25 protein-coding genes are annotated in these 24,530 nt (G+C 40.6%); all 25 read right to left on the bottom strand.

Translation table 11 applies throughout. The features are described 5' to 3' along the window. Positions 1 to 24 precede the first annotated feature (24 nt). The 25 genes from rpsO to nrdR all read right to left on the bottom strand — a co-directional run bounded on the left by rpsO (position 25) and on the right by nrdR (position 24,524). Positions 25 to 291, bottom strand: coding sequence for a 30S ribosomal protein S15 (rpsO, locus tag EO127_RS07625; protein WP_009353572.1), 267 nt, complete (start codon positions 289 to 291; stop codon positions 25 to 27). Positions 292 to 414: 123 nt separating this feature from the next. Further along, positions 415 to 1,206, bottom strand: a complete 792-nt coding sequence (locus EO127_RS07620; protein WP_009353555.1) for an ABC transporter ATP-binding protein — start codon at positions 1,204 to 1,206, stop codon at positions 415 to 417. Between the two features lie 15 nt (positions 1,207 to 1,221). Then, positions 1,222 to 2,121, bottom strand: coding sequence for an ABC transporter permease (locus EO127_RS07615; protein ID WP_127448802.1), 900 nt, complete (start codon positions 2,119 to 2,121; stop codon positions 1,222 to 1,224). A 35-nt stretch (positions 2,122 to 2,156) separates the two neighbouring features. After that, entirely contained in the window at positions 2,157 to 3,122 is a 966-nt protein-coding gene (locus EO127_RS07610) for an ABC transporter substrate-binding protein (RefSeq protein ID WP_127069130.1), read from the bottom strand. A 343-nt stretch (positions 3,123 to 3,465) separates the two neighbouring features. Next, positions 3,466 to 4,806 (bottom strand): branched-chain amino acid transport system II carrier protein, encoded by a 1,341-nt coding sequence (brnQ, locus tag EO127_RS07605; protein ID WP_127448801.1) that lies wholly within the window; start codon positions 4,804 to 4,806, stop codon positions 3,466 to 3,468. Positions 4,807 to 4,817: 11 nt separating this feature from the next. After that, positions 4,818 to 6,446 carry a phosphoenolpyruvate carboxykinase (ATP) gene (locus tag EO127_RS07600; protein WP_127069128.1) on the bottom strand — a complete coding sequence of 543 codons (1,629 nt, stop codon included), beginning with the start codon at positions 6,444 to 6,446 and terminating at the stop codon, positions 4,818 to 4,820. A gap of 231 nt (positions 6,447 to 6,677) precedes the next feature. Then, the gene (galU, locus tag EO127_RS07595; RefSeq protein ID WP_127448800.1) at positions 6,678 to 7,565 is read right to left on the bottom strand and encodes a UTP--glucose-1-phosphate uridylyltransferase GalU; all 888 of its coding nucleotides are present in this window, start codon (positions 7,563 to 7,565) and stop codon (positions 6,678 to 6,680) included. A 14-nt stretch (positions 7,566 to 7,579) separates the two neighbouring features. Continuing rightward, positions 7,580 to 9,139 carry an OstA-like domain protein gene (locus EO127_RS07590; protein WP_127448799.1) on the bottom strand — a complete coding sequence of 520 codons (1,560 nt, stop codon included), beginning with the start codon at positions 9,137 to 9,139 and terminating at the stop codon, positions 7,580 to 7,582. A 9-nt stretch (positions 9,140 to 9,148) separates the two neighbouring features. Next, positions 9,149 to 10,222 (bottom strand): hypothetical protein, encoded by a 1,074-nt coding sequence (locus EO127_RS07585; RefSeq protein WP_127448798.1) that lies wholly within the window; start codon positions 10,220 to 10,222, stop codon positions 9,149 to 9,151. A gap of 57 nt (positions 10,223 to 10,279) precedes the next feature. Then, entirely contained in the window at positions 10,280 to 10,726 is a 447-nt protein-coding gene (locus EO127_RS07580; RefSeq protein WP_127069124.1) for a hypothetical protein, read from the bottom strand. A gap of 103 nt (positions 10,727 to 10,829) precedes the next feature. Further along, positions 10,830 to 11,837, bottom strand: coding sequence for a hydrogenase expression/formation protein HypE (hypE, locus tag EO127_RS07575; RefSeq protein WP_127448797.1), 1,008 nt, complete (start codon positions 11,835 to 11,837; stop codon positions 10,830 to 10,832). Beyond that, the gene (gene hypD / locus EO127_RS07570) at positions 11,838 to 12,956 is read right to left on the bottom strand and encodes a hydrogenase formation protein HypD (protein ID WP_127448796.1); all 1,119 of its coding nucleotides are present in this window, start codon (positions 12,954 to 12,956) and stop codon (positions 11,838 to 11,840) included. Beyond that, positions 12,913 to 13,167 carry a HypC/HybG/HupF family hydrogenase formation chaperone gene (locus EO127_RS07565; protein ID WP_126939224.1) on the bottom strand — a complete coding sequence of 85 codons (255 nt, stop codon included), beginning with the start codon at positions 13,165 to 13,167 and terminating at the stop codon, positions 12,913 to 12,915. Before EO127_RS07565 ends, hypD begins: the two co-directional genes overlap by 44 nt. An 8-nt stretch (positions 13,168 to 13,175) precedes the next feature. Continuing rightward, positions 13,176 to 15,431, bottom strand: coding sequence for a carbamoyltransferase HypF (gene hypF, locus EO127_RS07560; protein ID WP_127448795.1), 2,256 nt, complete (start codon positions 15,429 to 15,431; stop codon positions 13,176 to 13,178). Between the two features lie 29 nt (positions 15,432 to 15,460). After that, complete coding sequence (gene scfB, locus EO127_RS07555; RefSeq protein ID WP_127448794.1) at positions 15,461 to 16,855, bottom strand: thioether cross-link-forming SCIFF peptide maturase; 1,395 nt, start codon at positions 16,853 to 16,855, stop codon at positions 15,461 to 15,463. Positions 16,856 to 17,148: 293 nt separating this feature from the next. Beyond that, positions 17,149 to 17,292, bottom strand: a complete 144-nt coding sequence (gene scfA, locus EO127_RS07550) for a six-cysteine ranthipeptide SCIFF (RefSeq protein WP_009353042.1) — start codon at positions 17,290 to 17,292, stop codon at positions 17,149 to 17,151. A 78-nt stretch (positions 17,293 to 17,370) separates the two neighbouring features. Next, on the bottom strand, positions 17,371 to 18,405 hold the full coding sequence (locus tag EO127_RS07545) for a metal ABC transporter solute-binding protein, Zn/Mn family (RefSeq protein ID WP_009353031.1): 1,035 nt from the start codon (positions 18,403 to 18,405) through the stop codon (positions 17,371 to 17,373). 127 nt (positions 18,406 to 18,532) lie between these two features. After that, positions 18,533 to 19,132 carry an ECF transporter S component gene (locus tag EO127_RS07540; protein WP_009353027.1) on the bottom strand — a complete coding sequence of 200 codons (600 nt, stop codon included), beginning with the start codon at positions 19,130 to 19,132 and terminating at the stop codon, positions 18,533 to 18,535. Positions 19,133 to 19,405: 273 nt separating this feature from the next. After that, positions 19,406 to 19,567 (bottom strand): hypothetical protein, encoded by a 162-nt coding sequence (locus EO127_RS07535; protein ID WP_009353045.1) that lies wholly within the window; start codon positions 19,565 to 19,567, stop codon positions 19,406 to 19,408. 133 nt (positions 19,568 to 19,700) lie between these two features. Continuing rightward, complete coding sequence (locus tag EO127_RS07530) at positions 19,701 to 20,300, bottom strand: ECF transporter S component (RefSeq protein ID WP_062401874.1); 600 nt, start codon at positions 20,298 to 20,300, stop codon at positions 19,701 to 19,703. Positions 20,301 to 20,513: 213 nt separating this feature from the next. Beyond that, complete coding sequence (locus EO127_RS07525; RefSeq protein ID WP_127448793.1) at positions 20,514 to 21,047, bottom strand: D-glycero-beta-D-manno-heptose 1,7-bisphosphate 7-phosphatase; 534 nt, start codon at positions 21,045 to 21,047, stop codon at positions 20,514 to 20,516. Then, positions 21,047 to 22,012: an ADP-glyceromanno-heptose 6-epimerase gene (gene rfaD, locus EO127_RS07520; protein ID WP_127448792.1), complete on the bottom strand. Its 966-nt coding sequence runs from the start codon at positions 22,010 to 22,012 to the stop codon at positions 21,047 to 21,049. The genes EO127_RS07525 and rfaD overlap by 1 nt, the downstream gene beginning before the upstream one ends. Then, a complete protein-coding gene (gene rfaE1, locus EO127_RS07515) occupies positions 22,009 to 23,493 on the bottom strand; it encodes a D-glycero-beta-D-manno-heptose-7-phosphate kinase (protein WP_127448791.1) in 1,485 nt (494 codons plus the stop codon). The genes rfaD and rfaE1 overlap by 4 nt, the downstream gene beginning before the upstream one ends. Next, positions 23,486 to 24,058, bottom strand: coding sequence for a D-sedoheptulose 7-phosphate isomerase (gene gmhA, locus EO127_RS07510; RefSeq protein ID WP_127448790.1), 573 nt, complete (start codon positions 24,056 to 24,058; stop codon positions 23,486 to 23,488). The genes rfaE1 and gmhA overlap by 8 nt, the downstream gene beginning before the upstream one ends. Then, positions 24,051 to 24,524 (bottom strand): transcriptional regulator NrdR, encoded by a 474-nt coding sequence (nrdR, locus tag EO127_RS07505; protein ID WP_009353036.1) that lies wholly within the window; start codon positions 24,522 to 24,524, stop codon positions 24,051 to 24,053. Before nrdR ends, gmhA begins: the two co-directional genes overlap by 8 nt. Between the last annotated feature and the right edge of the window lie 6 nt (positions 24,525 to 24,530).

The raw sequence follows: 24,530 nt of genomic DNA, 5'->3' as shown, positions 1-24,530 counted from the left end.
GCCGCTTTTTGTAAGTACGTAAAATTATTTACGTAAGCCTAATTTTTCTAAGATCGCACGGTAGCGTTCGATGTCTTTACGACGAAGGTAGTCAAGCATGTTACGACGTTGACCAACTAATTTTAAAAGACCACGACGGGAATGATGATCTTTTTTGTGCTCTTTTAAATGCTCTGTTAAGTATACAATGCGGTTAGTTAAAATCGCGATTTGTACTTCTGGGGATCCAGTGTCACCTTCGTGAACAGCGAATTCTTTAATAATAGCTGCTTTAGCTTCTGTAGTTAACATGTTTCATGTCCTCCTAAAAATTACAATTCCATAGGCCAAAGTAATGGGCGGAGACTCAATTACCTCGCCTAGGTTAATACATCGGTATCTATAATACTATACTTTGTGGTAAAAGTAAAGTACTTAGCCCAACATCATGCGGTCACTGAGGGTATTTTCGCTGGCTACTTCAAAGCGCTCTAATAAATCTTGTACGGTTAAGCTAGCCTTCTCTTCTCCTCGTACATCATAGATAACTTTACCATTATCCATCATGATCAAACGATTGCCGAATCGTAAGGCATCACGCATATTATGGGTAATCATCAAGGTAGTCAAATGATGTTCTTTTACTAGTTCATCTGTGAGCTGCAATACTTTTTCTGCCGTTTTCGGGTCTAAGGCTGCCGTATGTTCATCTAGCAACAGCACTTCCGGTTTCAACATAGTGGCCATCAACAAAGTAATGGATTGACGTTGACCACCACTTAATAATCCCATACTGGATGACAAACGATTTTCTAAACCCAAATCCAAACGAGCTAATTGCTGTTTAAATAATTCTCTTTCATTTTCTTTAAAAGCCCAAGACAATCCCATTTGTTTACCACGGCGTAAGGCAAGGAGCATGTTCTCCTCAATTTGCATATTGCCAGCTGTGCCCAACATAGGATCTTGGAAGACACGACCAATGTATTTGGCCCGTTTGTATTCCGCCATGTGAGTGACGTCTACATCATTAATATGCAATGAACCTTCATCGACGGAGAATACACCGGCAATGGAGTTCAACAATGTACTTTTACCAGCTCCATTACCACCGATAACAGTCACGAAATCTCCATCTTCTAATCGTAAATCAATGCCACGAAGAGCAATTTTTTCATTCACAGTGCCTTTATGGAAGGCTTTCACAATTCCTTTTAATTCTAACATGTGCGCACCCTCCTCTTAACCACGACGAAATTTACCTTGCCACGTTGGTAAAGATAGGGCAAGAGCTACTAATATAGCGGTAAATAATTTCAAATCATTTGGAGGCATACCTAGGTATAGTACAGTAGCAATAACGATACGGTAAATAATGGAACCGAATACAACGGCTACTAAGCTCAACACGAAGGAAGAATTACCAAATAGTTTGCGCACTACCGAAGAAGAAGCAAATAGTACCTCCCCGATGATAACAGATGCGAGGCCGATAACGATAGTTCCTACGCCCATACCGATATCTGCAAAACCTTGGGATTGAGCAATTAACGCCCCAGATACAGCTACAAAACCATTGGATAATAGTAATCCAAGAACAATCATGGAATCTGTGTTTACCCCTTGGGCACGAATCATTTGTGGATTTACCCCAGTAGCGCGGATAGATGTGCCTAGTTCAGTACCAAAGAACCAGAATAAGAATAATCCCACTACCACAGTTACCACTACACCAATGATAGTCAATGCTACCGCATTGGAAATACCCATGCTATGAATGGCGGAGTACACCGTATCCATGCGCAATAAGGAGATATTTGCTTTCCCCATAATATGTAAGTTCACAGAATACAAGGCAATCATGGTTAAGATACCAGCTAGTAATGCAGGGATTTTTAATTTTGTATGTATCCATCCCGTCACAGCACCGGCAACCATACCACCAATACCTGCTATCACAACTGTCAGCCAAGGATTCACACCCATGGTAATCAATACCGCTGAAATAGCAGCGCCCATAGGGAAACTACCTTCCACTGTTAAATCAGCTACGTCTAAAATTCTGAAAGTAATAAATACACCCAATGCCAACAATGCCCATAATAGGCCTTGTGCAATGGTGCTAATAATTAAGTTTGTCATAGATCCTCCTACTCGGGGTTGCCCCCACTACTATACTACTGTTGTCGCAATGACTCTGGAATTTGGATATGTAAGCGATCCGCTTCGTCTTGGTTGAATACAAATTTAATAGGCTCTTGCATCTCGATTGGCATACTATCCGGCGTACTTTCACCACGAAGTACACGGGCCGCCATATGTCCGGTTTGAACCCCTAATCTATAAAAGTCTACAGAATAGGCTGCAAGTCCACCTGTTTTTAACCATGTCTCATCAGAGGGGAACACTGGTAAGTTGGCGCTACTAAATATGGTGACGATATTCGCATAAGATGAAGCGATGATATTATCCGTTGGAAAGTACACTGCATCGATGCCCATGATCGCCAATTGGTTCGCTGCTTGCGGTACATCGTTCACATTAGATACGGTAATTTCCACTAATTCCATACCGTATTTCTGTGCTTCTTTTCGAAAACTCTCTGCTTGTAATTGTGAATTCACTTCACTAGATGAATAGATAGTACCGATTTTTTTCGCATTCGGTAATAATTGATGCACTAGTTCGACCCGTTTTTCCATAGGTACCATGTCCGTGGTGCCCGACACATTACCACCTGGATGTTCATCACTATCCACAAGTCGTGCTGTAGTAAAGCTCGTCACCGCAGTGCCTAATACAGGAATGTCCTTCGTCGCATTCGCCATAGCCTGTACCGCTGGGGTCGCAATGGCCACCACTAAATCGGAATTACGTGCCACAAATCGCTGGGCAATGGTGTTTAGATTGGATTGATCTCCCTGCGCATTTTGGTGATCAAGAATCACATTGTCTACAAATCCCTCTTCACGTAATCCATCTACGAAACCTTTGTTTGCTGCATCTAATGCGGGATGCTCCGCTAATTGCAAGATACCTACTCGGTACATCTTGCCTCCTCCTGGTGCTTCTAGTGAAGATTCATGCCATACCGAGAACCCCACCAGACAGACCACCAACAGGGCCAGTCCTTTTTTCCACATAAAAATCTCCTTTCTACTATACTACATTGGTAGCCTCGCGCTACCTCCTACAGTCTTTCTATGGGAAAGATATAGAGATTATACCACATGTGAAAGTAATAGAAAATATATAATTTGAAATTTCTATAGAATCCAATATTTTTATGTAAAATATATTTAAGGCCCGGAAAATTAATGCCCATGTTTATAATAATGAACATAGAAACATACTTGTCAAGATAGACAAAACGACTAGATTCTTACAACCTAGTCGTTTATCTATATTACACTATTAATTTGTCTTACAAGATACTTACACCGCGACACTAAACATATCAACTAGTGTATGTACAAGCATATACTATTATTTTCGCACAATACCAATATGCACCATACCCACAAAGAAACCGATAATGGATGGCACAATCCAGCCCATGCCGATAGAGGCAAATGGAAGCATTCCGTAATATGGTAATGCCCATTGGACAAATCCAGATTGATTGATAAATGCTGGCGCCGTTGCCATAGCATCGCCTAGTGCCGCCCATAAAGCAAAAGCTGTTGTCCAAGCATATACCGCTTGTCTTCCTTTGAAGATTGGTGCTGCAAAGGATAACAAAATGATCGTAATGGACAATGGGTACAAGAACATCAATACAGGGATGGCGAGTTCGATAATTTTTGTTAATCCCACATTAGCAATTAAGAAACCCACTGCTGTTGTTAAGTATGCATAGCCACGATAGCCCAATGTGTTCGGGAACATTTCATCAAATGTTTCACCACAAGCACCGATTAAGCCTACGCAGGTTTTTAAGCAAGCTAAGGTAACGATAATCGCCAATAACACAGCCCCTATATTGCCGAAGTAGAACGCATTCATTTGCGCCATGGTGATACCACCATTTTTCGCAAGGCCTAATGTGGTTACACTAGTAGCACCACTGTAGGCTAAGAAACCGTAGATAACAGCCATAATGGAGCACGCAATAAGTCCAGCTTTCACAAGCCCCATAGCAATATCCTTAGGTTCTGTCACTCCTACTCCTTGTAGAGCACGGATGACAATAATACCAAATGCTAAGGATGCCAATACATCTAACGTGTTGTAACCTTCAGTGAAACCTTTAAAGAACGGATGAGTCGCATATTCCCCTTGTGGCGCCACTGATGTGTAATCGCCCATTGGCATAACCACTACAGTGATCAATAAAATACTTAGAAATACTAAGAATAATGGTGTTAATACCTTGCCGATGTAGGTCATCAACTTGCCTGGGTTCAAAGAGAACAAAATAGCAATGATAAAGAACACTGCAGAGAATACTCCTAATGCAAGCTCTGGATTGACACCACCAAGAAATGGTTCAAATCCAATAGTATAGGATACTGTGCTCGTTCTTGGGATGGCAAATGCAGGACCAATGGTAATGTACAATAATAAGGTAAAGATTTTTCCGTACATTGGATGTACGCGACTCACTAAATCTTGTAAGCCATTACTACGAGACACGCCCATAGCAACAATACCCAAGAATGGTAGCCCGATAGCTGTTACTAAAAAACCTATAATAGCTGGCCATAAGGCTTGACCTGCTTCTTGCCCCAAGTGAACTGGGAAAATTAAGTTACCTGCCCCAAAGAACATGCCGAACAGCATAGTTCCAATAAAGGCTACGGAACCCCAAGATAATGTTTGCTTCATTGTCAGTCCCCCTACATAATGATTTTTAACACATCTAATACTTCGTCAGGCAACTCATCTTTTGTTCCTTTTAAGTTTTCAATGTAATCATAACGGAACTCAAATGCTTTATGAAGAATATGATGATACTCACGAACTGTAAAATCTGGTTCAAAACCTTCTACTTTTACATATTCTAAGTTTTCATATTTATAGAATGGTTCAAAATTAAGGCTACCTTCAACTAAGCCCTCTAACAAGCCTAATGTGACTTCTTTTGGAATTTTTTTATCCAAGAAGAAACCAGTGTTCATAATATAGCAATCTACACCAGATTGAGTGAACAATTTTTTGTAGCTTTCATAATCGGTACGCAAGGAATAGGTCCGGAATGGATTTGCATAAGGCTCAATGACCAATGCGTTAGGATCTACATTGTCATCTAATTTTTCCGCTGTAGAACGACGTGTTGCTAGCGTAGCACCCATAGTAGCCGCCAAAATTGGATCGTCAATTTTTAAAATCGGTGGTAACGTTTTATCTTTCATCAACCACACGATAGCATTCACTGGGTCTTTCACAAAGTTCACGCGATTGTCTGTCCAGAATTGCGATTTAATAGCACGACCATTGTTATTACGCACATCTTCTGCTAAAACAACTTTGTTGCCATCTTCATCTAAGGTGACCCCAACATTTTGCAATGTTAATAAATATTTATTAGCAGGATGTTCCACCGGATAGTCTTGCATTTTATCAAAATATGTTGGTTCTAAAGCAATAGAGGATAAATCTTCTGTATGAATGATATACGCATCATCATGTAACACAGAAATATCATATCGTCCATCATGTTGTTCATGGGTTAAGGTAGATTTACCCGATCCGGATAATCCGAATACGCCAATTGTATAGGAAGAACCATCTTGTAAATTATATCGCTTCATACCACCATGGCATGCCACATAACCATAACGATTTGCCAAGGACCATCCTAATGTAAGAGTGCCTTTTTTATGTTCCCCAAAATAGCGCATGCCTAAAATCATAGCGCAGTTATGAGCAGGGTCAAAAATAGCTAGTCCTCCAGGGTATCCTTCTACCACATAATCTGGATCAGAATAGATAAAAATATCCCCTTCAGGAATTTCCTTACTCTCTCTGTAAAAAGCCTTTACTTCCTCATTGAAAAATTGGAAGTTGATAGCCCAGGAGTACAAGATAGAAGCATGTTCTTTAGGAATCATTAAATGTGCACGAGCGGTGAAAGCTTCATCCAAGCCTACAATAGCTTGCGCAGAAATCCACTCTTTATGACGGCTATCATACACAGCTTCACGAGCAATATCACATAATTCTACTTCGTTAATACCTTCATCACCGATGATACGACGTGCTTTTGCATAACGACCTGTAGTTTTACCATTATTAGTAACTAATACTTTTGCATCTTGTGGTAAACCTTGCTCTTCCGCACGGTAGATTGGCATATCTAATACAATGACACCAGGTTCCTTAGCTGCTAACTCATAGGCCTGTGCAATGGATTTAACAGGTGTTACATTATTTCCATAAAACGCTGTTTCTATCGTACTTCTCAATTTAGAAAAAAGCGGGTTTTCTTTAATTTCGGACTGTTTCCATTTTAATCTTGTTGCCATAGTTTCCTCATTCGTTGTAACTTATTATACTTATGTATATTCTCTTATATTCTAACATTTAATTAAGTATTTCACAATATGAGCCTCATCATATACACTGCATTAGCCTTAGTAAATCCAAGCATCTGTGATATGTATCACAACGCATTCTTGCTATGCAGTGAGTAGATATGCAAAAACGGATATCACAAGGTATGCACCTCATAACATCCGTTACTTACATATATACAACTACGCTTTAAGATTCATAACAGAATCGATGTCTAGTTCTTGTAAATAGGTTTTGAAAGCCTCTGCCAACTGTGGATTTCGCAAGCCGTATTCTACAGTTGCTTTTAAATAGCCTAAGCGATCACCTATATCATAGCGTACCCCTTCATAGGAATAGGCTAGAATTTTCGATGAAAGTCTCGCAATAGCATCGGTCAACTGAATTTCATTGCCCGCTCCTTGAGGCGTTTTTTCTAACTCGTCAAATATGTCTGGAGTCAAAATATAACGACCTAATACGGCCAAGTTCGATGGGGCATATTCAAGTGGTGGTTTTTCCACTAGCCCAGCTACCTCGTACACATTCGGTTCAATTTCATGTCCCGACACAATACCATAAGAGCTAACTTTTTCGGGAGCTACAAATTGAGTACCTAAAATTGTTACGCCATCATGGGCGTAATGACAATCAATCAACTGCTTCAAACATGGATTTTGTGGATTATACACCACATCATCCCCCAAGAGAACAGCAAATGGCTCATCCCCTATGAAAGACTTCGCACAGTAAATCGCATCACCTAAGCCACGGGCTGTTTTCTGACGAATGTAATGAACTTTAATACTCGCCAAGTTTCGTACCATCTCTAGATGTTGTTGTTTTCCCTGTTGTTGTAATAGTTGTTCCAACTCCACACTAGTATCAAAATGATCTTCAATAGCCCGCTTATTGCGCCCCGTAATAATTAGAATATCCTCAATACCTGAATCGATGGCCTCTTGCACAATATATTGTATAGTTGGTGTATCCACAATAGGCAACATCTCTTTTGGTTGTGCCTTAGTGGCTGGCAAAAAGCGCGTTCCAAAGCCTGCCGCTGGAATGACTGCTTTTCTAACTTTTTTCATGGCGTCCCCTTAGATTAAAAATCTTTCGCTACCAATGTATATTCCCATTTCTTTTGTTTCGTGCGATATGTCAAAGAGCCCTCAAAGGAATGCAAATCTCTATGCCACGTCAAATCTACATAGCGTAATTCATGGGTTTGCAAGTCTCGTTGCATTTGTATACTAAAACGGTCTAATCGTGTAGCTTGTACACTTAAACCATAGTACAGATTATACTTCACATCGATTTGGTCAAATGGATATGGAGAATCTGCTGAAACCGATACATTACTTTGACGATATCCAGCCCATGCATCCACTCGTGGTCCTAATTTTGTAGTCGCTCCTACGCCCCAATATGGCATAGACCGTACGGATGAATCATATCCATAATAGTCCCGTTGGTAACCACCATAGAATTTTACCTCTGTCTTTGGTCCAACGTGAACTGGGTCATGAGAAAGTTCCCCAAAATACTTAGCATGTGAGCCCTTGATATGGCCTTCTACCCATCTACCATAGCTAGCACCACCACGAATGGTAAACGGCGTAGTACCTATATGATAGGCATGCGTATCTATGGACAGTTCAGGTTTCTTTTCTACCCATACCTTTTTAGCATTTAATGTAGCTGATTCACGACTATATGCAATCTTTGCTTCACCCCATGGCAAGAACTGTACATACCCAAAAGACGGTTTAAACCCAATATTGGTACCCCAAGTATAATGCAAGAATAACTCTCCATGCTTAGATACAGGATAGTCAATCTTACCATGTAAGCTCAATCCATCAGAAGAATTGTATTTTGGTCTTGGTACAAAGGAAAATACACTGACTTCTCCTTGTTTATCTTGGCGCAAAGACACGGTATATTTTTTTACAGAAATAATTCGTTTATTTTTAATATAAAAGCTTGCATTATGAATGACTGCTTTATCGCCAGGGAATACTTCAATATAATCCCCTTCCACACGATAATCAGGGGCTCCTTTGAAAGCGATCGCATGTTTTGTAGTTAACCAACCCTTTTCAATACGACCTGTTTTACCATCAAAGTCACCCACTTCAGCTTTCACCCAATAGGGATCCGCATAGCCAAATACATCCTTTGTATGCGCTTCACCAGTAGTCGCATTGTAGGTAATATGAGAACCTTTTAAATCTTTTGTGTCCCCTTTATCTTCTAAAAAGCGATAGTCTGATGTACTTTCATACTGTTGTGTCTTCACATTGCCTTCTATGTTTTGCGACAATAATTGTTGATTGCCACGTTCAACTTCTACAGAGCCATTGGCCCATACACGACCAGTGGTATCATTATAATACATTTTATCTGCATCAATACGAACTGGCACAGCTGGCTTCTGTACCTCTTGTTTTTCTTTAGGAGATACTGGCTTCACTTGCAGATTTGGTACATACTTTGTATCCGTAGATACAGTGGAACCCATAGGCGTTTGCACATACTGAACCGTAGCTACTTGGGGCTCCGTTTCAAATACTGGAGCTGTCGTATCTACTGCTTGTGCATGGCTTTGTGTACATGCCAATGCCGTCAAAATGGCAGCGGCTGTTACAGAATATCTTTTCATGCCCATCTCCTAGTTTTGCTCGCGTTTTACAATAATAACAGGTTTTTCTGTTAATGTATCATCTGGTACTACTTGTACTGGTTCTGCTTTTGCAGCTTTTACTTGTGTAGCAACTGGCTCTGCTGCTTTTGGCGCCACCACTGGCTCCACTGGAGCTTTAGGAGCTACACCGGTATCCACACCATGTATTTCTATACCAGAAATAGTAACAGAAGATTCCGGTTGTACATATACAAGAGTTCCTACTGGCAAATCAATGGATTTACCTTTTACAAAGAAACCACCTACTAAGCCCACTGGCCCCAATAACACAGCTCCCGCTACAGAGGCACCAGCCGCTTTTAATTCGCCTTTTGTTTTCGCTTTTGCTTCTTCCCCTTGGATAGCTGTGAAAATTGTGCCATCAATACCTTGTAATTGATCAAATACAATGTTCAATTTGGCATTACGACCAAAGGAACGAGCTTTTGTAATTTCTGTAATATGCCCAGTTCCTACCGTACCTTTAGGAATCAACAAAGTTTCTCCATCCATTACATCTTCGGCTACTTTGACATGTACCACATCATCTTTTACATTTTTTTGAGATGTCACAGGTTCTGTCAACTCTAGAGTAAATACTTGATCTGCTCCAATTGTGCCAGTCTTAGTTTTTAACGCTACTTGTGTGCCAAAAATAGATTGTTTTAGTTTTTGTACACGACTTTGTAAGGAGCCTTTTGTTTCTAGCCCATTCACACTGCGTTCCATTTCCCCAATGCGCTCTACAAGAGATCCACTATGAACTTCATCGAAATACATCCATTCCAAAGCATTCACTTCCTGATGTAACGTTACCTTTGTACCTTGCCCTTCTACAGATTTGTACAAAGATTCCACTTGACCAGTAATACTGCCTTGTTGTTTGGCTCCCAAAATAGTATCTTGCAATTGATGCACTCGATCTGTTAAGGCCCCTACTTGCACTTTACCATATACAGTACTTTCTAAGGCTTCTGTTTTTTCTAAAACAGTGTCTGGTGCAGCCCATACACTTGTTGTTAAAAGAGCGAATACGGCTCCCAATACAGCAGAACGTTTCATAGTATCTCCTCATCTCTACTAACACATAGATAGCACGGGCAAGCCCGTGCTAATCCATTAAATCTTCAAATCTATAATTGCTGATACACCGACCCCTTGAATGCGATTAGCAGTCGTTGGGTTTGTGCTATCAATCGGTACTAGTCCTTTTACGCGAGCTACGGAATTAAAACTAGCCTCTATTTGCGCTACCGCCTCAACACGTTCCACTTCACTGCTAGGGCCTGTTACCTGCGCCGCACCAATATGGCCGCCTTTACCTAGACTCACAATAGGAACTACTTTTGTTGAGTACGTAGTACTCAAATTATTTTGCTTTAATAAATTGTTCAAGAAATTATTGATGGAGTCACCGTACTTATCCACTAGAAAGCCCACGCCTCCTACTTTCAATACGCCCCCTACTAGACTGCCTAAATTAAATGCCTGTGCTTGTTGAACGCCAACAACACCTACAGTGGCTACTGAGAATGCTACCATAGCAGCTACGATTTGTTTTTTCATCGTAATATCCTCCTTTTCCTTTCCATTGTATCAAAAAATACATTTTTATTCTATACAAAGTATACGGGATATGTATGATTTTTTCATGAATTATTACAATTTTCTAGCAAATTCGTGGCACTTGGTCTTCTCCCAGCATATCCAAGAGGCGAATTCCACCTACTGCCGTTTGTAACCCTACTTTGCCGGCATTGCCATTCACCACATCGCCGATGATCACCGCATCACGACCTTCTGTGAAAGTACGCATCACCTGCACTACCTCATCTGCCACATCAGCACGTACAATGGCAATCATCTTACCTTCATTTGCCAAATACAATGGATCGTACCCTAACACTTGGCATACAGCTTGTACTTCCTCTCTAATAGGGATGGCAGACTCTTGCAAACGAATCCCTTTTTGTGCGGAGTTGGCAATCTCTTGGAGCGTCGTCGCTAAGCCACCACGAGTAGGATCTCTAAAGAATGCAATATCTTTACCAAAGGTTTCTAATAACTTGTGAGCCATTTTATGTAAAGGCGCACAATCTGTTTGTATCGTATCTGGTAAATCCAATCCATACCGAGTTCCCATGACAGCAATCGCATGGTCCCCCAAGGTGCCGGAAATGATAACTTTCATACCACTTTCAATATAGGAAGTACCTAACTGTACATAGTCTGGTACGATACCTACGCCGGCAGTATTGATGTAGATGCCGTCAACAGACCCCTTTTCTACTACCTTCGTATCCCCTGTCACAATGGATACCCCTGAAAGTTGTGCCATATCTGACATGGTTTGCAACACAGTTTCTAATGTCGAAATAGGCAATCCTTCTTCTAAGATGAGCCCGCACGACAAATACTGAGGCACTGCGCCCATCATAGCTAAATCATTTACTGTACCGCATACAGCTAACTTACCAATGTTGCCACCGGGGAAAATATGTGGTGTCACTACATAGGAATCTGTACTCATAGCCATACGTCCCGTTGTGACTGGAAATACAGCGCCATCATGTAATTCATTTAATATTGGATTCGAAAAATATTTCACAATATATTGGTCCACCAATTCATGGCTAAATTTACCGCCATTACCATGGACTAAGCGAATACGTTCCATTTATTCCTCCCAGGTCATTCCACCACTGGAAAAACCATATTTATACCAAGCTGAACAACTGCCTTCTACCGATACCATACAAGCCCCCACTGGATGCTCTGGTGTACAAAGTTTACCAAATAAAGGACATGCATCCGGATGAATCATTCCTTGAATGACAGATCCACATTGGCATCCTTTCGGCCCATCACTGGTTGTAAATGTTCCTAAAGGTAGTTGTACCAACGCATCATAGGCAGACCATTCTCCGCGCAATTTTAAACCCGATGCTGGCAATACACCGATACCTCGCCAACCATCATCGGACGGTTCATATAAAGTATCCATCAACTGTTGTGCTACAGAATTGCCCGTTTTTGCTACCACAGAACGATACGTATTACCTACATAAAATGTTTGTTCTTTTCGTTGTTCCAACAAATTCACAATAGCCGCCAAAATTTCTACACCATCAAAACCAGCAATACAGCTTGGCATATGATATTCATCGGCCAAGAATTGATACGGCTGTTCCCCAATGATAACACTTACATGGCCTGGCAACAGAAATCCATCAATTTGATGCTCTGGATTACTCAATAATGCACGTAATGCAGGAGGCACCAATTTATGAGAAATCAAGAAAAATACATTTTTTAATCCCTTAGCATGTACTGCCTGAATAGTGGCCGCAATGACAGCGATAGTCGTTTCAAAGCCGATGCCTAAGAAAATAATCTTTTTATCTGGATATTGTTCACTCAATCCAATCACTTCCATAGGGCTATAAATAATTTCAATATGAGCCCCATTTTCTTTTGACTGCCATAAATTACCTGTTGTACCAGGAATCTTCAGCATATCTCCAAAGGTAGCGATGACTACATCCTCTCGAGCCGCATACGCCAAGGCTTGATCCATATATTGTTGGTCTGTCACACACACAGGACATCCAGGACCGCTGATTAATTCTATGCCTTTCGGCAACATTTGACGAATCCCTTCACGAAAGATAGCCACTGTATGGGTCCCACAGACTTCCATGAATCGTACCGTTTCCTCTGGATTATGTAATTCGTGAATGCGCTCTAGTAAACTAGCTGCGACTTTCGATTTTTCCGTTAAAGTAATCTTGTTCAAGTTCTTCTAATTCGCGGAATGCCTCAAGGGTCAAACGCGCTTCCTCCTCATCTACAATTTGTACGGCACAGCCCGCATGGACTAATAACCAATCTCCAATTTTTGCTTCCGGCACCAATAACAGGCTGCACTCTCGTTGCACCCCTGTTAATTCCACGGTACCGATGGTTTCATTAATATGCACCAATTGTGCAGGTACTGCTAAACACATAGTATCTCCTATCTATTTATATAACTTCCTAACCATAATTGTCCCAAGGCGATAGCGCCATCATTCATAGGGCTTTGGGTTGGAACGTGGACCTTATATCCCTGTAATTCTTGCATTACTCCTCCTAGGAGAATGCGATTTTGGAATACTCCTCCACACAAAACAATGTGCGAAATCTGTCGTTTTTCACAACATTGTTTCGCCATCTGTCCTATATAATATATCAAAGTTCTGTGAAAGTTCGCTGAGATTTTTGCTACACTTTCACCACATTCTAATTGTTCTATGACAGAACGTACTAAACTCATCGTATCTAATACAGTTTCATCCATCTTCATATCTAGGATACTGCCCTTCTCTGAAAGCGCCAATTGCTCTAACTCTATAGCAAGATGCGCATCATAGAGATGCTCATAACCTAACCCCAACAAAGATGCTACGGTATCAAATAAACGACCACCACTAGAAGACTGTATCATCTGCATATGGGGCATCATTTTTTCTAACAATTGCCAGCCTTTAGGCAGTGATTCTTTCCACTGTTCTAGCACTGTAGGCGCTCCTGCTGGATAGAGCTGATTCACATACCACAAGGCTTGGCGCCACGGTTCTCGTACGGCTATTTCACCACCTGGCAAAGGGGCATAACTCAAATGTGCCATCCGTTCCATATATTCTTTGTGGCAATATAAAAATTCACCACCCCATAAAGTGCCATCTGTGCCATATCCTGTCCCATCAAAGCAGATTCCTAGCACAGGATCTTGAATGTTATGCTCCGCCAGTACCGCTGCCACATGGGCATGATGATGCTGCACTTCTATGACAGGTAATTGATGCTTCTCTGCATAGATTCTACCACACTGCGAAGTATAATAATTCGGATGGGCATCTACAATAACTTGAGTAGGCTGTAACTGAAATAAGTCTTCATAACGTTTCGTCGTAATCCACAATAAATCTTGCACTCGCTGATGTTCCATATCTCCCATATAGGGACTAAGGATCGCATGAGACCCACGATTCATACCAAAAGAGGCTTTCATATCTGCCCCCATGGCAAGCATGGTAGGACTCTTTTCTAATGGTACTACAAGAATGGACAACGGTACGTATCCTCGGCTACGGCGGATTAGAATCGGTTCATTCTGAACCACTTGCACCACCGAATCGTCCACGGGAGAAATAATCTCCCGATTGTGAGTCAATATATACTCTGCAATGCCCTGTAGCTCTTCCGCTGCCTGTACATCATCATATAGCACAGGGTCTCCACTGCGGTTGGCACTGGTCATCACCCACAAAGCCTCAGACGGTATCAAGCTATAATGATACGGTGCATAAGGTAAAAGAATGCCCAACGTTGCCATGCCAGGAGCTACACTAGGGGCTATAGTACGCTCTGTTATCTTTTGCAACAACACAATAGGCCTTGCAGGACTCAATAGCAGTTCTTCTTCCTTTTCAGATATATGTACATATTGTTTTGCTATTTCCAAAGACCCTGCCATGACCGCTAATGGTTTTCGAGGTCGTCCTTTGCGCTGTCTTAAGGATTGTACTGCGTTTTCTTGTAAAGCATCACACACCAAGTGATAGCCTCCCACGCCTTTTAGTGCCACGATAGAACCATTTTGTATATGCTCTTTGGCTTGTTCTATCGCATCCAGCCCAGTGGTGAGTACCGTTCCATCTGCGCCTTTCAATGTAAACATAGGGCCACAGTGCTCGCAAGCATTGGGCTCTGCATGGTATCTCCGACCGTTTAGGTCGTCATATTCCTTCTGACAGTTTTCACACATAGGGAATACTTTCATTGATGTTTTGTCACGGTCGTAAGGGGTACTTTCAATAATCGTATACCTTGGACCGCAATTCGTACAATTCGTAAACCCATAGTGAAAGCGTCGATTCTCAGGGTCTTGTATATCTTGCAAGCACGCCTCGCAAGGCGCCATATCAGCCCCAATAAAGGCATGTCCTTTCACACCATGAGAAAGGATGATGGTAAAATCATCCAAAGTCTGTAATTCCGTCGGTTCCATTTGTAAGGTATCGATACGTCCATGTATAGGTAACTCAGACTGCAATCGCTCTACAAACAGTTGGCAATCTGCATCCACACCTTGTATGTGTATCTCCACACCGCTCGTGTCATTTCTTACTGTGCCCACGATTCCTAATTCGTGAGCTAGTTTAGACACAAAGGGGCGGAATCCTATGCCCTGTACAATGCCCGTTACATGTATGGTGTATGCCTTCATAGAACCCGCCTCCCTTCTGTTATATAATTTTAGTGATTTTCTTGTCGGATCCCTGCTGCATCAAGTTCAGCTTGGATCATAATAGCACATTCAATACGTTTTTTCTGTAATTTACATCCCATTTCGTATGGTGTGCTAAGGTCTCCACCTAATGTTTCATTATTTGCATGGCAACCGCCAGAGCAGAAGAATTTTGCCCAGCAATTAGCACATGTTTCTTTCGTAAATACGTGAGTGTTTCTAAACTGTGTTGGTATATCGTAGTTTTTCAAACCATCGAAAACAGTACCGATCACATACCCATCTTTACCTACATATTGGTGACATGGATAAATATCTCCATTTGGTACAACCGCCATATATTCATGACCCGCTCCGCAACCACGTAAACGTTTTGCCATACATGGTCCACGATATAAATCCATACGGAAGTGGAAGAAGTTAAACTTCTCACCCCAACCAGCTAATTGACGTTCTAAATATAAGTCTGCCAATTTTTCATATTCTTTTTCAATAATTGGCATATCTTCTGGACGCAATACATAAGCACCGTCTTCCCCAACTACTGGTTCCATAGACAAATGCTCGAAACCTAAGTCGGACATAGCTTCTACGTCTTTACAGAAGTCTAGATTATTATGCGTATACGTACCACGCACATAATATTCACGGCCATCACGTTGCTGTACGGCATTGACCAAGTTTTTTGCTACCGTTTGGTACGTATCTCTGCCACCTGCACTAGGGCGCATGCTATTATGTACATCTTCACGACCATCTAAGGAAAGAACTAAACTCATGTTATGTTCATTCACATAATCGATTTTATCTTGTGTAAGCAACACACCGTTGGTGGTTAAGGTCAATTTAAAAATCTTTCCATGTTTGTCTTGAATCGATTCAATATATTCTACGGTCTGTTTCACTACATCCCAGTTCAACAAAGGCTCACCACCGAAGAAGTCGATTTCGCAATGTTGGCGTGGACCACTCATGGAAATTAAGAAGTCTACGGCACGTTTCGCCACGTCAAAACTCATTAATTCCCGTTTCACTCCGCCGTAATCACCTTGGCTGGCAAAACAATATTTACAAGCTAAGTTGCAATCATGAGCAATATTTAAGCAAAGAGCTTTGACGATTGGCTTTTCATCCACCACAAGTTTGAACTCTGCAGACATAGGAGCAAAGAGCATTTCCTCTTTGATGAGCTCATCTAACTCATCCATAATTTCGTCTAATTCTGCTGCATCCTCTGTCGCATCTAGTGCACTATGTACCGCCTCACGGTTTGTGCCATTATAGATATCTAACACGCGATCGATAAGCTCATCGATAACATGGATAATGCCACTATTCACGTCTAGTAGAAAGAACTTATCTTTCATTTTAAATTTATGAATCATCGGTTGTAATTCTAACATTCATACCTCCATTAACTTACTAAAGTCTAACTTGTATTATATCACTTTATACGTATAACGTATAGAAAGCTATCAATATAGGGTATACTTTTTCTAAAATTATAGTATGCAAAAAATTGTACTTTTAAAGCACATGTATTATAATTTAGACAGGCTAAAGATATAAAGGGTTAGCATACAGAATCCCCCTAGATCATGCACATCTAGGGGGATTTTTTTGTATACTCTTAAATACAATATAAAGCAAACAAGCTGTCCACCGAATGGTGAACAGCTTGTTGCTAATCCAATGATTATTTTTGTTTGCACACTTGGTTGCCTACTGTACAGCTAGTTTTGCAAGCAGATTGGCAGGATGTTTGACATTCGCCGCAGCCGCCTGTTTTAGCAGTTTTTTGTAGGGATTCAGTGTTAATTGTACGAATACGTTTAGACATCTTCATTCCTCCTAAGCACAAACTTACTCTTATATATTATCATCTAATACCGTTTCAAGCAAGCAAAAGGCATAGGAATTAGTGAGCTAACGCTTCTTTCAATGTTTTAAGGTTTTCTTCCATGATGTCAAGGTATGTCACATTTTTTTGTGCTTGTTCTTCTGTTAAACCTTCTGCAGGGTTTAATACATACACTTTTACGCCAGTTTCAGCAGCGATAGCATTAGCCAATTTAGGGCTTACCAATTCTTCACTGAAGATTGCTTTTACATTATGTTCTTTGATGAAAGCCACGATATCTGCCATGCGTTCTGGTGTTGGTTCAGCATCTGGAGATACTCCCATAATACCCAATTGTTCAAAACCGTATGCGTTTGCTAAGTACCCAAATGCCATATGGCTAACTACTAAATGTTTGTCGTGTTGTGTTTTACCAAATTCTTCATATTTAGCATGCAAAGCTTGTAATTTTTCTTTGTATGCTTTGCCGTTAGCTTCATAGTATTTTGCATTCGTAGGGTCTGCTTTAGAGAAGGCTTCTACAACGGCATCTACTTCTTTAGCAACATTCATTGGATCTAACCATACATGTGGATCAAACTCGCCATGTTCATGTTCGTGCTCATGTTTATCTTCTTTTTGAGCTTTATTATGGTCATCTTTGTCGTCTTTATGATCTTTGTCATCTTTATGATCTTTGTCATGATCATGTTCGTCTTCATCTTCATCTGGAGCTGGCAACAAAGTAACAGATTTAGACAATTCTACAGGTTGCGCTTTTTGTAGCACATCTTTTTCTAAAATCTTTTCTGTTGGTTCCAAACCTGCACCGCTATATAAGAACACTTTAGCAGTACCAATTTCTTTTAAATCTTTTGCAGTTGGATCCCAATCATGTGGTTCTGCTCCTGGAGGTACTAATAAAGTCACATCAACTTTGTCTCCCCCTACTTGTTTCGCTACATCATATACAGGGAACACGGTAGTAACGACCTTCATTTTTTCAGCTGGTGCTGCTTGTTTTGTATCACTGCCACACCCAGCAATACCTACTGCAGTAGCCACCATAGTAGCTCCTAGTACAAAATAGGTTAATCGTTTTTTCCAATTCATGAGTATACTCCTCCTAACACATAAAAAACAAGAAGTGATTAGTCTTTGCTAATTCACTTCTTGATTATATCCGATTTAAAAAATCCGTGCTTGAATGCATGAGCAGTCTATACACTCAATATCATTATCATTTAAACTTCTTGATCACCGCAATTGCCACTGGTGTTACAACAGCTACTGCTAACAAGGCTTCTGGAATACCATGAGACCATACGATACCCATCACAACATTAAATACTGCCTCTTGTGAAATATGTGTAGCTTTTGCAAATTCTACACCATAAATTGTGTAAATACCAGTCATAACAAGGATTGTATTAGTAGCTGTTCCCAAGAATGCAGCTAAGCCGATACGGATGGCTTTCACCTTAATTGGTACATACATATACACCAACGCTGCCACTAAACCGATCAACATTCTTGGCAATACAGAAATAATAGGATTCATAAATGCAAAGGATAAAATATTAGGCGCCATGTAAGCTTGTACCATACTGTACGCACCGAATAAGAAACCTACTGACATACCTACTTTAGGCCCTTCCACAACACCACCTAAGATAGTTGGGATGTGCAAGATAGTAGCACTAATTGGTGGAATTGGCACAAAGCCCCAACCTGTCATACCAAGTACAATGGTAATCCCTGCCAATAAACCAATAATCGTTAATTGACGTACCGTAAATTTTTGCGATGGCTGTGTTTGCAACGCTGTTTCTTTTTCCATGTTTTCCTCCGTTCTTATTCCCTTAGGATATAAGTCGAACCAATAATAAAAAAATGGAACTCAGTTCTGCTCTTCCTGATACAGACTATACAGTTAGTTCCTCGTATAGAGTAGTACAAATCAGCGGTTCTGTCAATCATAAAATGTAATTTTTCTTACAGTTATAAAAAGGCTCTTTGTCAAATGTAGCGACTACTTGTCCCAACATGTATTAATAGATCCTATAAAAAACGAACACCTTATGAGACTCTCATAAAAGTGTTCGTTGTTAATTTACAAACCTAACAATTTTCTGCCTTCTTCCCAAGCGAAGATAGGTGTTAGGAATGTCATTAAATTTTCTTCTTCAAATGGATAGGCACGCATTCCAATCGCTTCAGCAGCCTGTACATCAGAAGGTTTATCACCCACAAAGTAGATTAATCGTTTTTCCAATTCATGAGTATACTCCTCCTAACACATAAAAAAACAAGAAGTGATCAGTCTTTGCTAATTCACTTCTTGATTATATCCGATTTAAAAAATCCGTACTTGAATGCATGAGCAGTCTATACACTCAATTTCATTATCATTTAAATTTTTTGATGACAGCTAGTGCCACAGGTGTTACAACGGCTACTCCTAATAGTGCTTCTGGAATACCATGAGACCATGCAATACCCATCACCACATCAAATACAGCTTCTTGTGAAATGTGTGTTGCCTTTGCAAATTCTACACCATAGATTGTATAAATACCAGTCAATACAAGGATAGTACTTGTGACTTTTCCTAAGAAAGCGGCTACACCAATACGGATAGCTCTTACCTTAACTGGCAAGTACATATATACCAACGCTGCTACTAAACCAATCAACATTCTTGGTAATATAGAAATGATTGGATTCATAAACACGAAAGATAAAACATTCGGTGACATATACGCTCGTACCATACTGTAAGCACCAAATAAGAACCCTACTGACATCCCCACTTTAGGACCTTCTACGATACCACCTAAAAGGGTTGGAATATGCAAGATGGTCCCACTAATTGGTGGGATTGGCACAAAGCCCCATCCTGTCATGCCAAGTACAATCGTAATCCCTGCCAATAAGCCAATAATCGTTAATTGACGTACCGTAAATTTTTGCGATGGTTGTGTTTGCAACGCTGTTTCTTTTTCCATGTTTTCCTCCGTTCTTATTCCCTTAGGATATAAGTCGAACCAATACTAAAAAATGGAACTCAGTTCTGTTCTTCTTGATACAGACTATACAGTTAGTTCCTCGTATAGAGTAGTACAAATCAGCTATTCCGTCAATCATAAAATGTAACTTTTCTTACACTACAAGAAAACGAACACCTTATGAGGTGCCTCATACAAGTGTTCGTTCTACCATTACAGCCCCAATAGCTTTCTGCCTTCTTCCCAGGCAAAAATAGGCTCTAAGAATGTCATTAAGTTGTCTTCTTCAAATGGGTACGCACGCATGCCAATGGACTCAGCAGCCTGCGCATCAGATGGTTTGTCACCTACAAGGAAACTGCCATCTACATCTACATGCCACTCTTCAATGGCTTTTGTTAGCATACCTGGATTCGGTTTGCGACAATCACAAGCCTTCTTGTACTCTTCCACTGTTCCTTCTGGATGATGTGGGCAGTAATAGTAGGCTAATATATGTACACCTTCTGCTTCCAAACGGCGAGACATTTCAGCATGTAACGCTTGCACGTCTTCCTCTGTATAATAACCACGGGCCACACCACTTTGGTTTGTCACCACAATGATGTCATACCCACGTGTTTGGGCTTCTTTCATAGCCTCAATAGCGCCAGGAATAAATTCCAATTGCGCAGGGTCGCTCAAATATCCTACATCGACATTGATAACCCCATCACGGTCTAAAAACAATACATTTCTAGTTTCCATTATTTTACATATCCTTCATTATCTCGTAATAATGCACAATATTCATGAACTGCTTGTTCTAATGGGGTAAACCCTTTGTCATAACCAGCAGCTAACAATTTTGTAGTATCTGCTTGCGTATAGCTTTGGTATTTACCTTTTAATACTTCTGGGAAATCGATATAGCGAATCTCACCTTTTCCAGCGAAGGAAATGACAGCTTTCATAAACTCATTAAATGTATGAGCATGACCTGTACCACAGTTAAATACGCCACTAATTTCAGGATGTTCCCAGAAATAGAAGTTCACATTAACCACGTCGTTGACATAGATAAAATCACGTGTTTGCTCACCGTCACCATATCCATCGATGCCTTTAAACAAGGTAATTTCACCAGTCTCCATCAATTTATAGTACATTTGGCGCACCAAGGATGCCATTTTATCTTTATGTGTTTCATTCGGTCCAAATACATTGAAATAGCGCAAACCTACACATTGAGATTGCAATTGATTTCTAAATTTTGCCACATAACGGTCAAACAACAATTTAGAATACGCATATGGGTTTAATGCTTGTTCGCAGGCTGGATCTTCGCGGAATCCATTGGTACCATGCCCATAGGTGGATGCAGAAGAGGCATAAATGAAAGGAACTCGGCGTTCTTGGCAATAATGAAAGAGATTTTTAGACCCTTCATAGTTATTTTTCATCATATATCTGCCATCGTAATCCATAGTGTCTGTACAAGCACCTTCGTGGAATACTACTTCAATAGGACCACAATCGAAAGTATTTTGCTCTACCGCAATATCAAAATCTTCATAATCAATATAGTCAGCAAAATCCAACATTTCAATATTTTTGATTTTACGACCATCCGTCAAATCATCAACGATTAAAATGTCATTGCGACCTTTATTATTCAACTGTTTTACAATATTGGATCCAATAAACCCAGCACCACCTGTAACAATAATCATAATTTTCCTTCCTTTACTAATTCTTGAATATGTTTAATAATTCCTGTTGTGGAATATCCATCTTGGAATGGCAAGATTCTCACTTCTTCTACAAACTCTTTGCCAATCACTTCTTCTGGCTTGTAATCTCCACCTTTGACCAATATATTTGGTCGCAACTGTGAAAGTACCTCTGCCGGTGTATCTTCTTCAAAAAGAACTACACCATCGACAAAACTTAAAGAACTCATCGACAAAGCTCTATCTAGTTCATGGTTGATAGGACGACTATCCCCTTTTAAACGGCGCACAGAACTATCTGAATTGAGGGCCACCACCAAATGATCACCCAATGTAGCTGCTTCTTTCAAGTAGGTCAAATGACCACGATGTAAAATATCAAAGCACCCATTCGTAAAGACAACCACTTCGCCCCGATCTTGCCAAAACCGGATCTTTTGGGCTAATGCTTCTACAGAATAGACACTTTCTTTATCTTCTTTTTTAGCTTTCATAGAAGACAATAAATCTAATAGTTCTTGACGATGGATCGGATATGTACCAACTTTAGACACTACTACACCCGCTGCTGCATTGGCTGCCACTAAAGCAGCTCGGATAGATAAGCCCGCAATTAATGTAGTAAGCATCATAGCTACAACCGTATCACCGGCACCACTCACATCGAATACATCTTGCTGTTTTGTCTCTGCATTGTGCCATACATTACCATCTTTACGAACTAAGGTAATCCCTTTAGCCGAACGAGTAACAATGATAAAATCTAGTTCCATCTTATGTAAAATATGGTGCGCTGCCTTCACAACTTCTTCATCTGTATTCGGCACTTCATAACCTACGGCTTCACTAAGCTCCTTCACATTAGGAGTAATGCAAGTAGCACCATTATATTTTGACCAATCAGAACCTTTTGGATCCACAATAGTCATAATGCCAGCAGCTCGAGTTTTACTGAACACTTGGCTTAGCAAGGAGGGCTGGCAAATACCTTTCCCATAATCGGAAATTACAAGACCTTGTAACCCTTTGCGTAACAACTCATCTAGCCAAGTAAGTATCGCTGTTTCACTATCACTGGACAAGGGCTGATTCACTTCATAATCTAAGCGAATCATTTGCTGTTGTCCCCCTAAAATACGTGTTTTGGTTGTGGTCGGAATGGAATCTTCTGTAAAAACGCCAGTACATTGGATGCCATTATCCGCTAATAGTTGGCGTACAATTTTACCATGTGTATCATCGCCAATGCGGGATGCCATATGCACTTGGCAATCTAATTGCGCTAAATTATTCGCCACATTAGCGGCACCGCCCAAAACTTCCGTTTCACGTTGGACTAAATTCACAGGCACCGGAGATTCTGGAGAGATGCGACTTACATCACCAAAAATATAGCGATCTAACATGCAATCTCCAATAACCCCTACTTGTAACTGTGGTAAATCACGAAGTAAAAAGGATTGTAATGTACGATTAGGCATAGTCTTCTTCCACCAATTCACATAAAATATGACCCGCTAAAATATGCATTTCTTGAATGCGGGCTGTCACTTTTGATGGCACTGCAAACGTTAAATCACATAATTCTGCCATCTTTCCACCACCTTCACCAGTAAAGGCAAAGGTATGCATACCGATATTACGGGCAGACTCTACGGCTTTCACTACATTTTTACTATTCCCAGATGTGGAAATACCAATCAAAATATCTCCGGAACGGCCTAGCCCATCTACTTGTCGGGCAAATACTTCATCATATCCATAATCATTGCCTACTGCTGTCAAAATAGACGTATCTGTAGTCAGCGCAATGGATGCAAAGGAACGGCGTTCTTTCTGAAAACGTCCCACTAATTCAGCTGCTAAATGCTGAGAATCTGCAGCGGATCCACCATTACCGCAAAATAAAATTTTATTGCCTGCCGCTAGCGCTGCTTTACAACGCTCCGCCATAGCTTCAATAACACCCATTACTTCATAAGTAGCACTCAATGTGTCTACATGATCTGAAAAGCGGGCACTAATAGTTGGATGTAACTCACTCATGTGTTGTATCCTTTCCATGATTGTCCAATAAGTCGTGTAATTCTTGTAAGAAACTTTCTACATTATTAAATTGTCGATACACAGAGGCAAATCGCACATAGGCAACTTGGTCCACATCTTTCAACAAGGATAAAACAATTTCACCAATTCGTTCCGTAGTCACTTCTTGCTCTACTTCCATACGAATTTGTTTTTCTGTTTCATTCACAATCGATTCTAATTGATCCGTAGAAATCCCTCGTTTACTACAAGATCTCCACAAGCCATTCATCAATTTAGATCGATCAAATAATTCTTTTTTCTGATCTCGTTTAATCACCATAATCGGTAAATCTTCAATGACTTCATAGGTCGTGAACCGTTTCCCACAGCTCATACATTCGCGACGGCGACGAATATTATTATCGTCCGTAGACCGTGAGTCTGTCACTTTGATTTCATCATGATGACAATAAGGACATTTCATACCGTA

The organism is Veillonella sp. 3310, from assembly GCF_003999875.1.
Classification (GTDB): Bacteria; Bacillota; Negativicutes; order Veillonellales; family Veillonellaceae; genus F0422.
The sequence above is the reverse complement of the archived record's forward strand: the minus strand, read 5'-3'. Positions and strand labels throughout refer to the sequence as shown.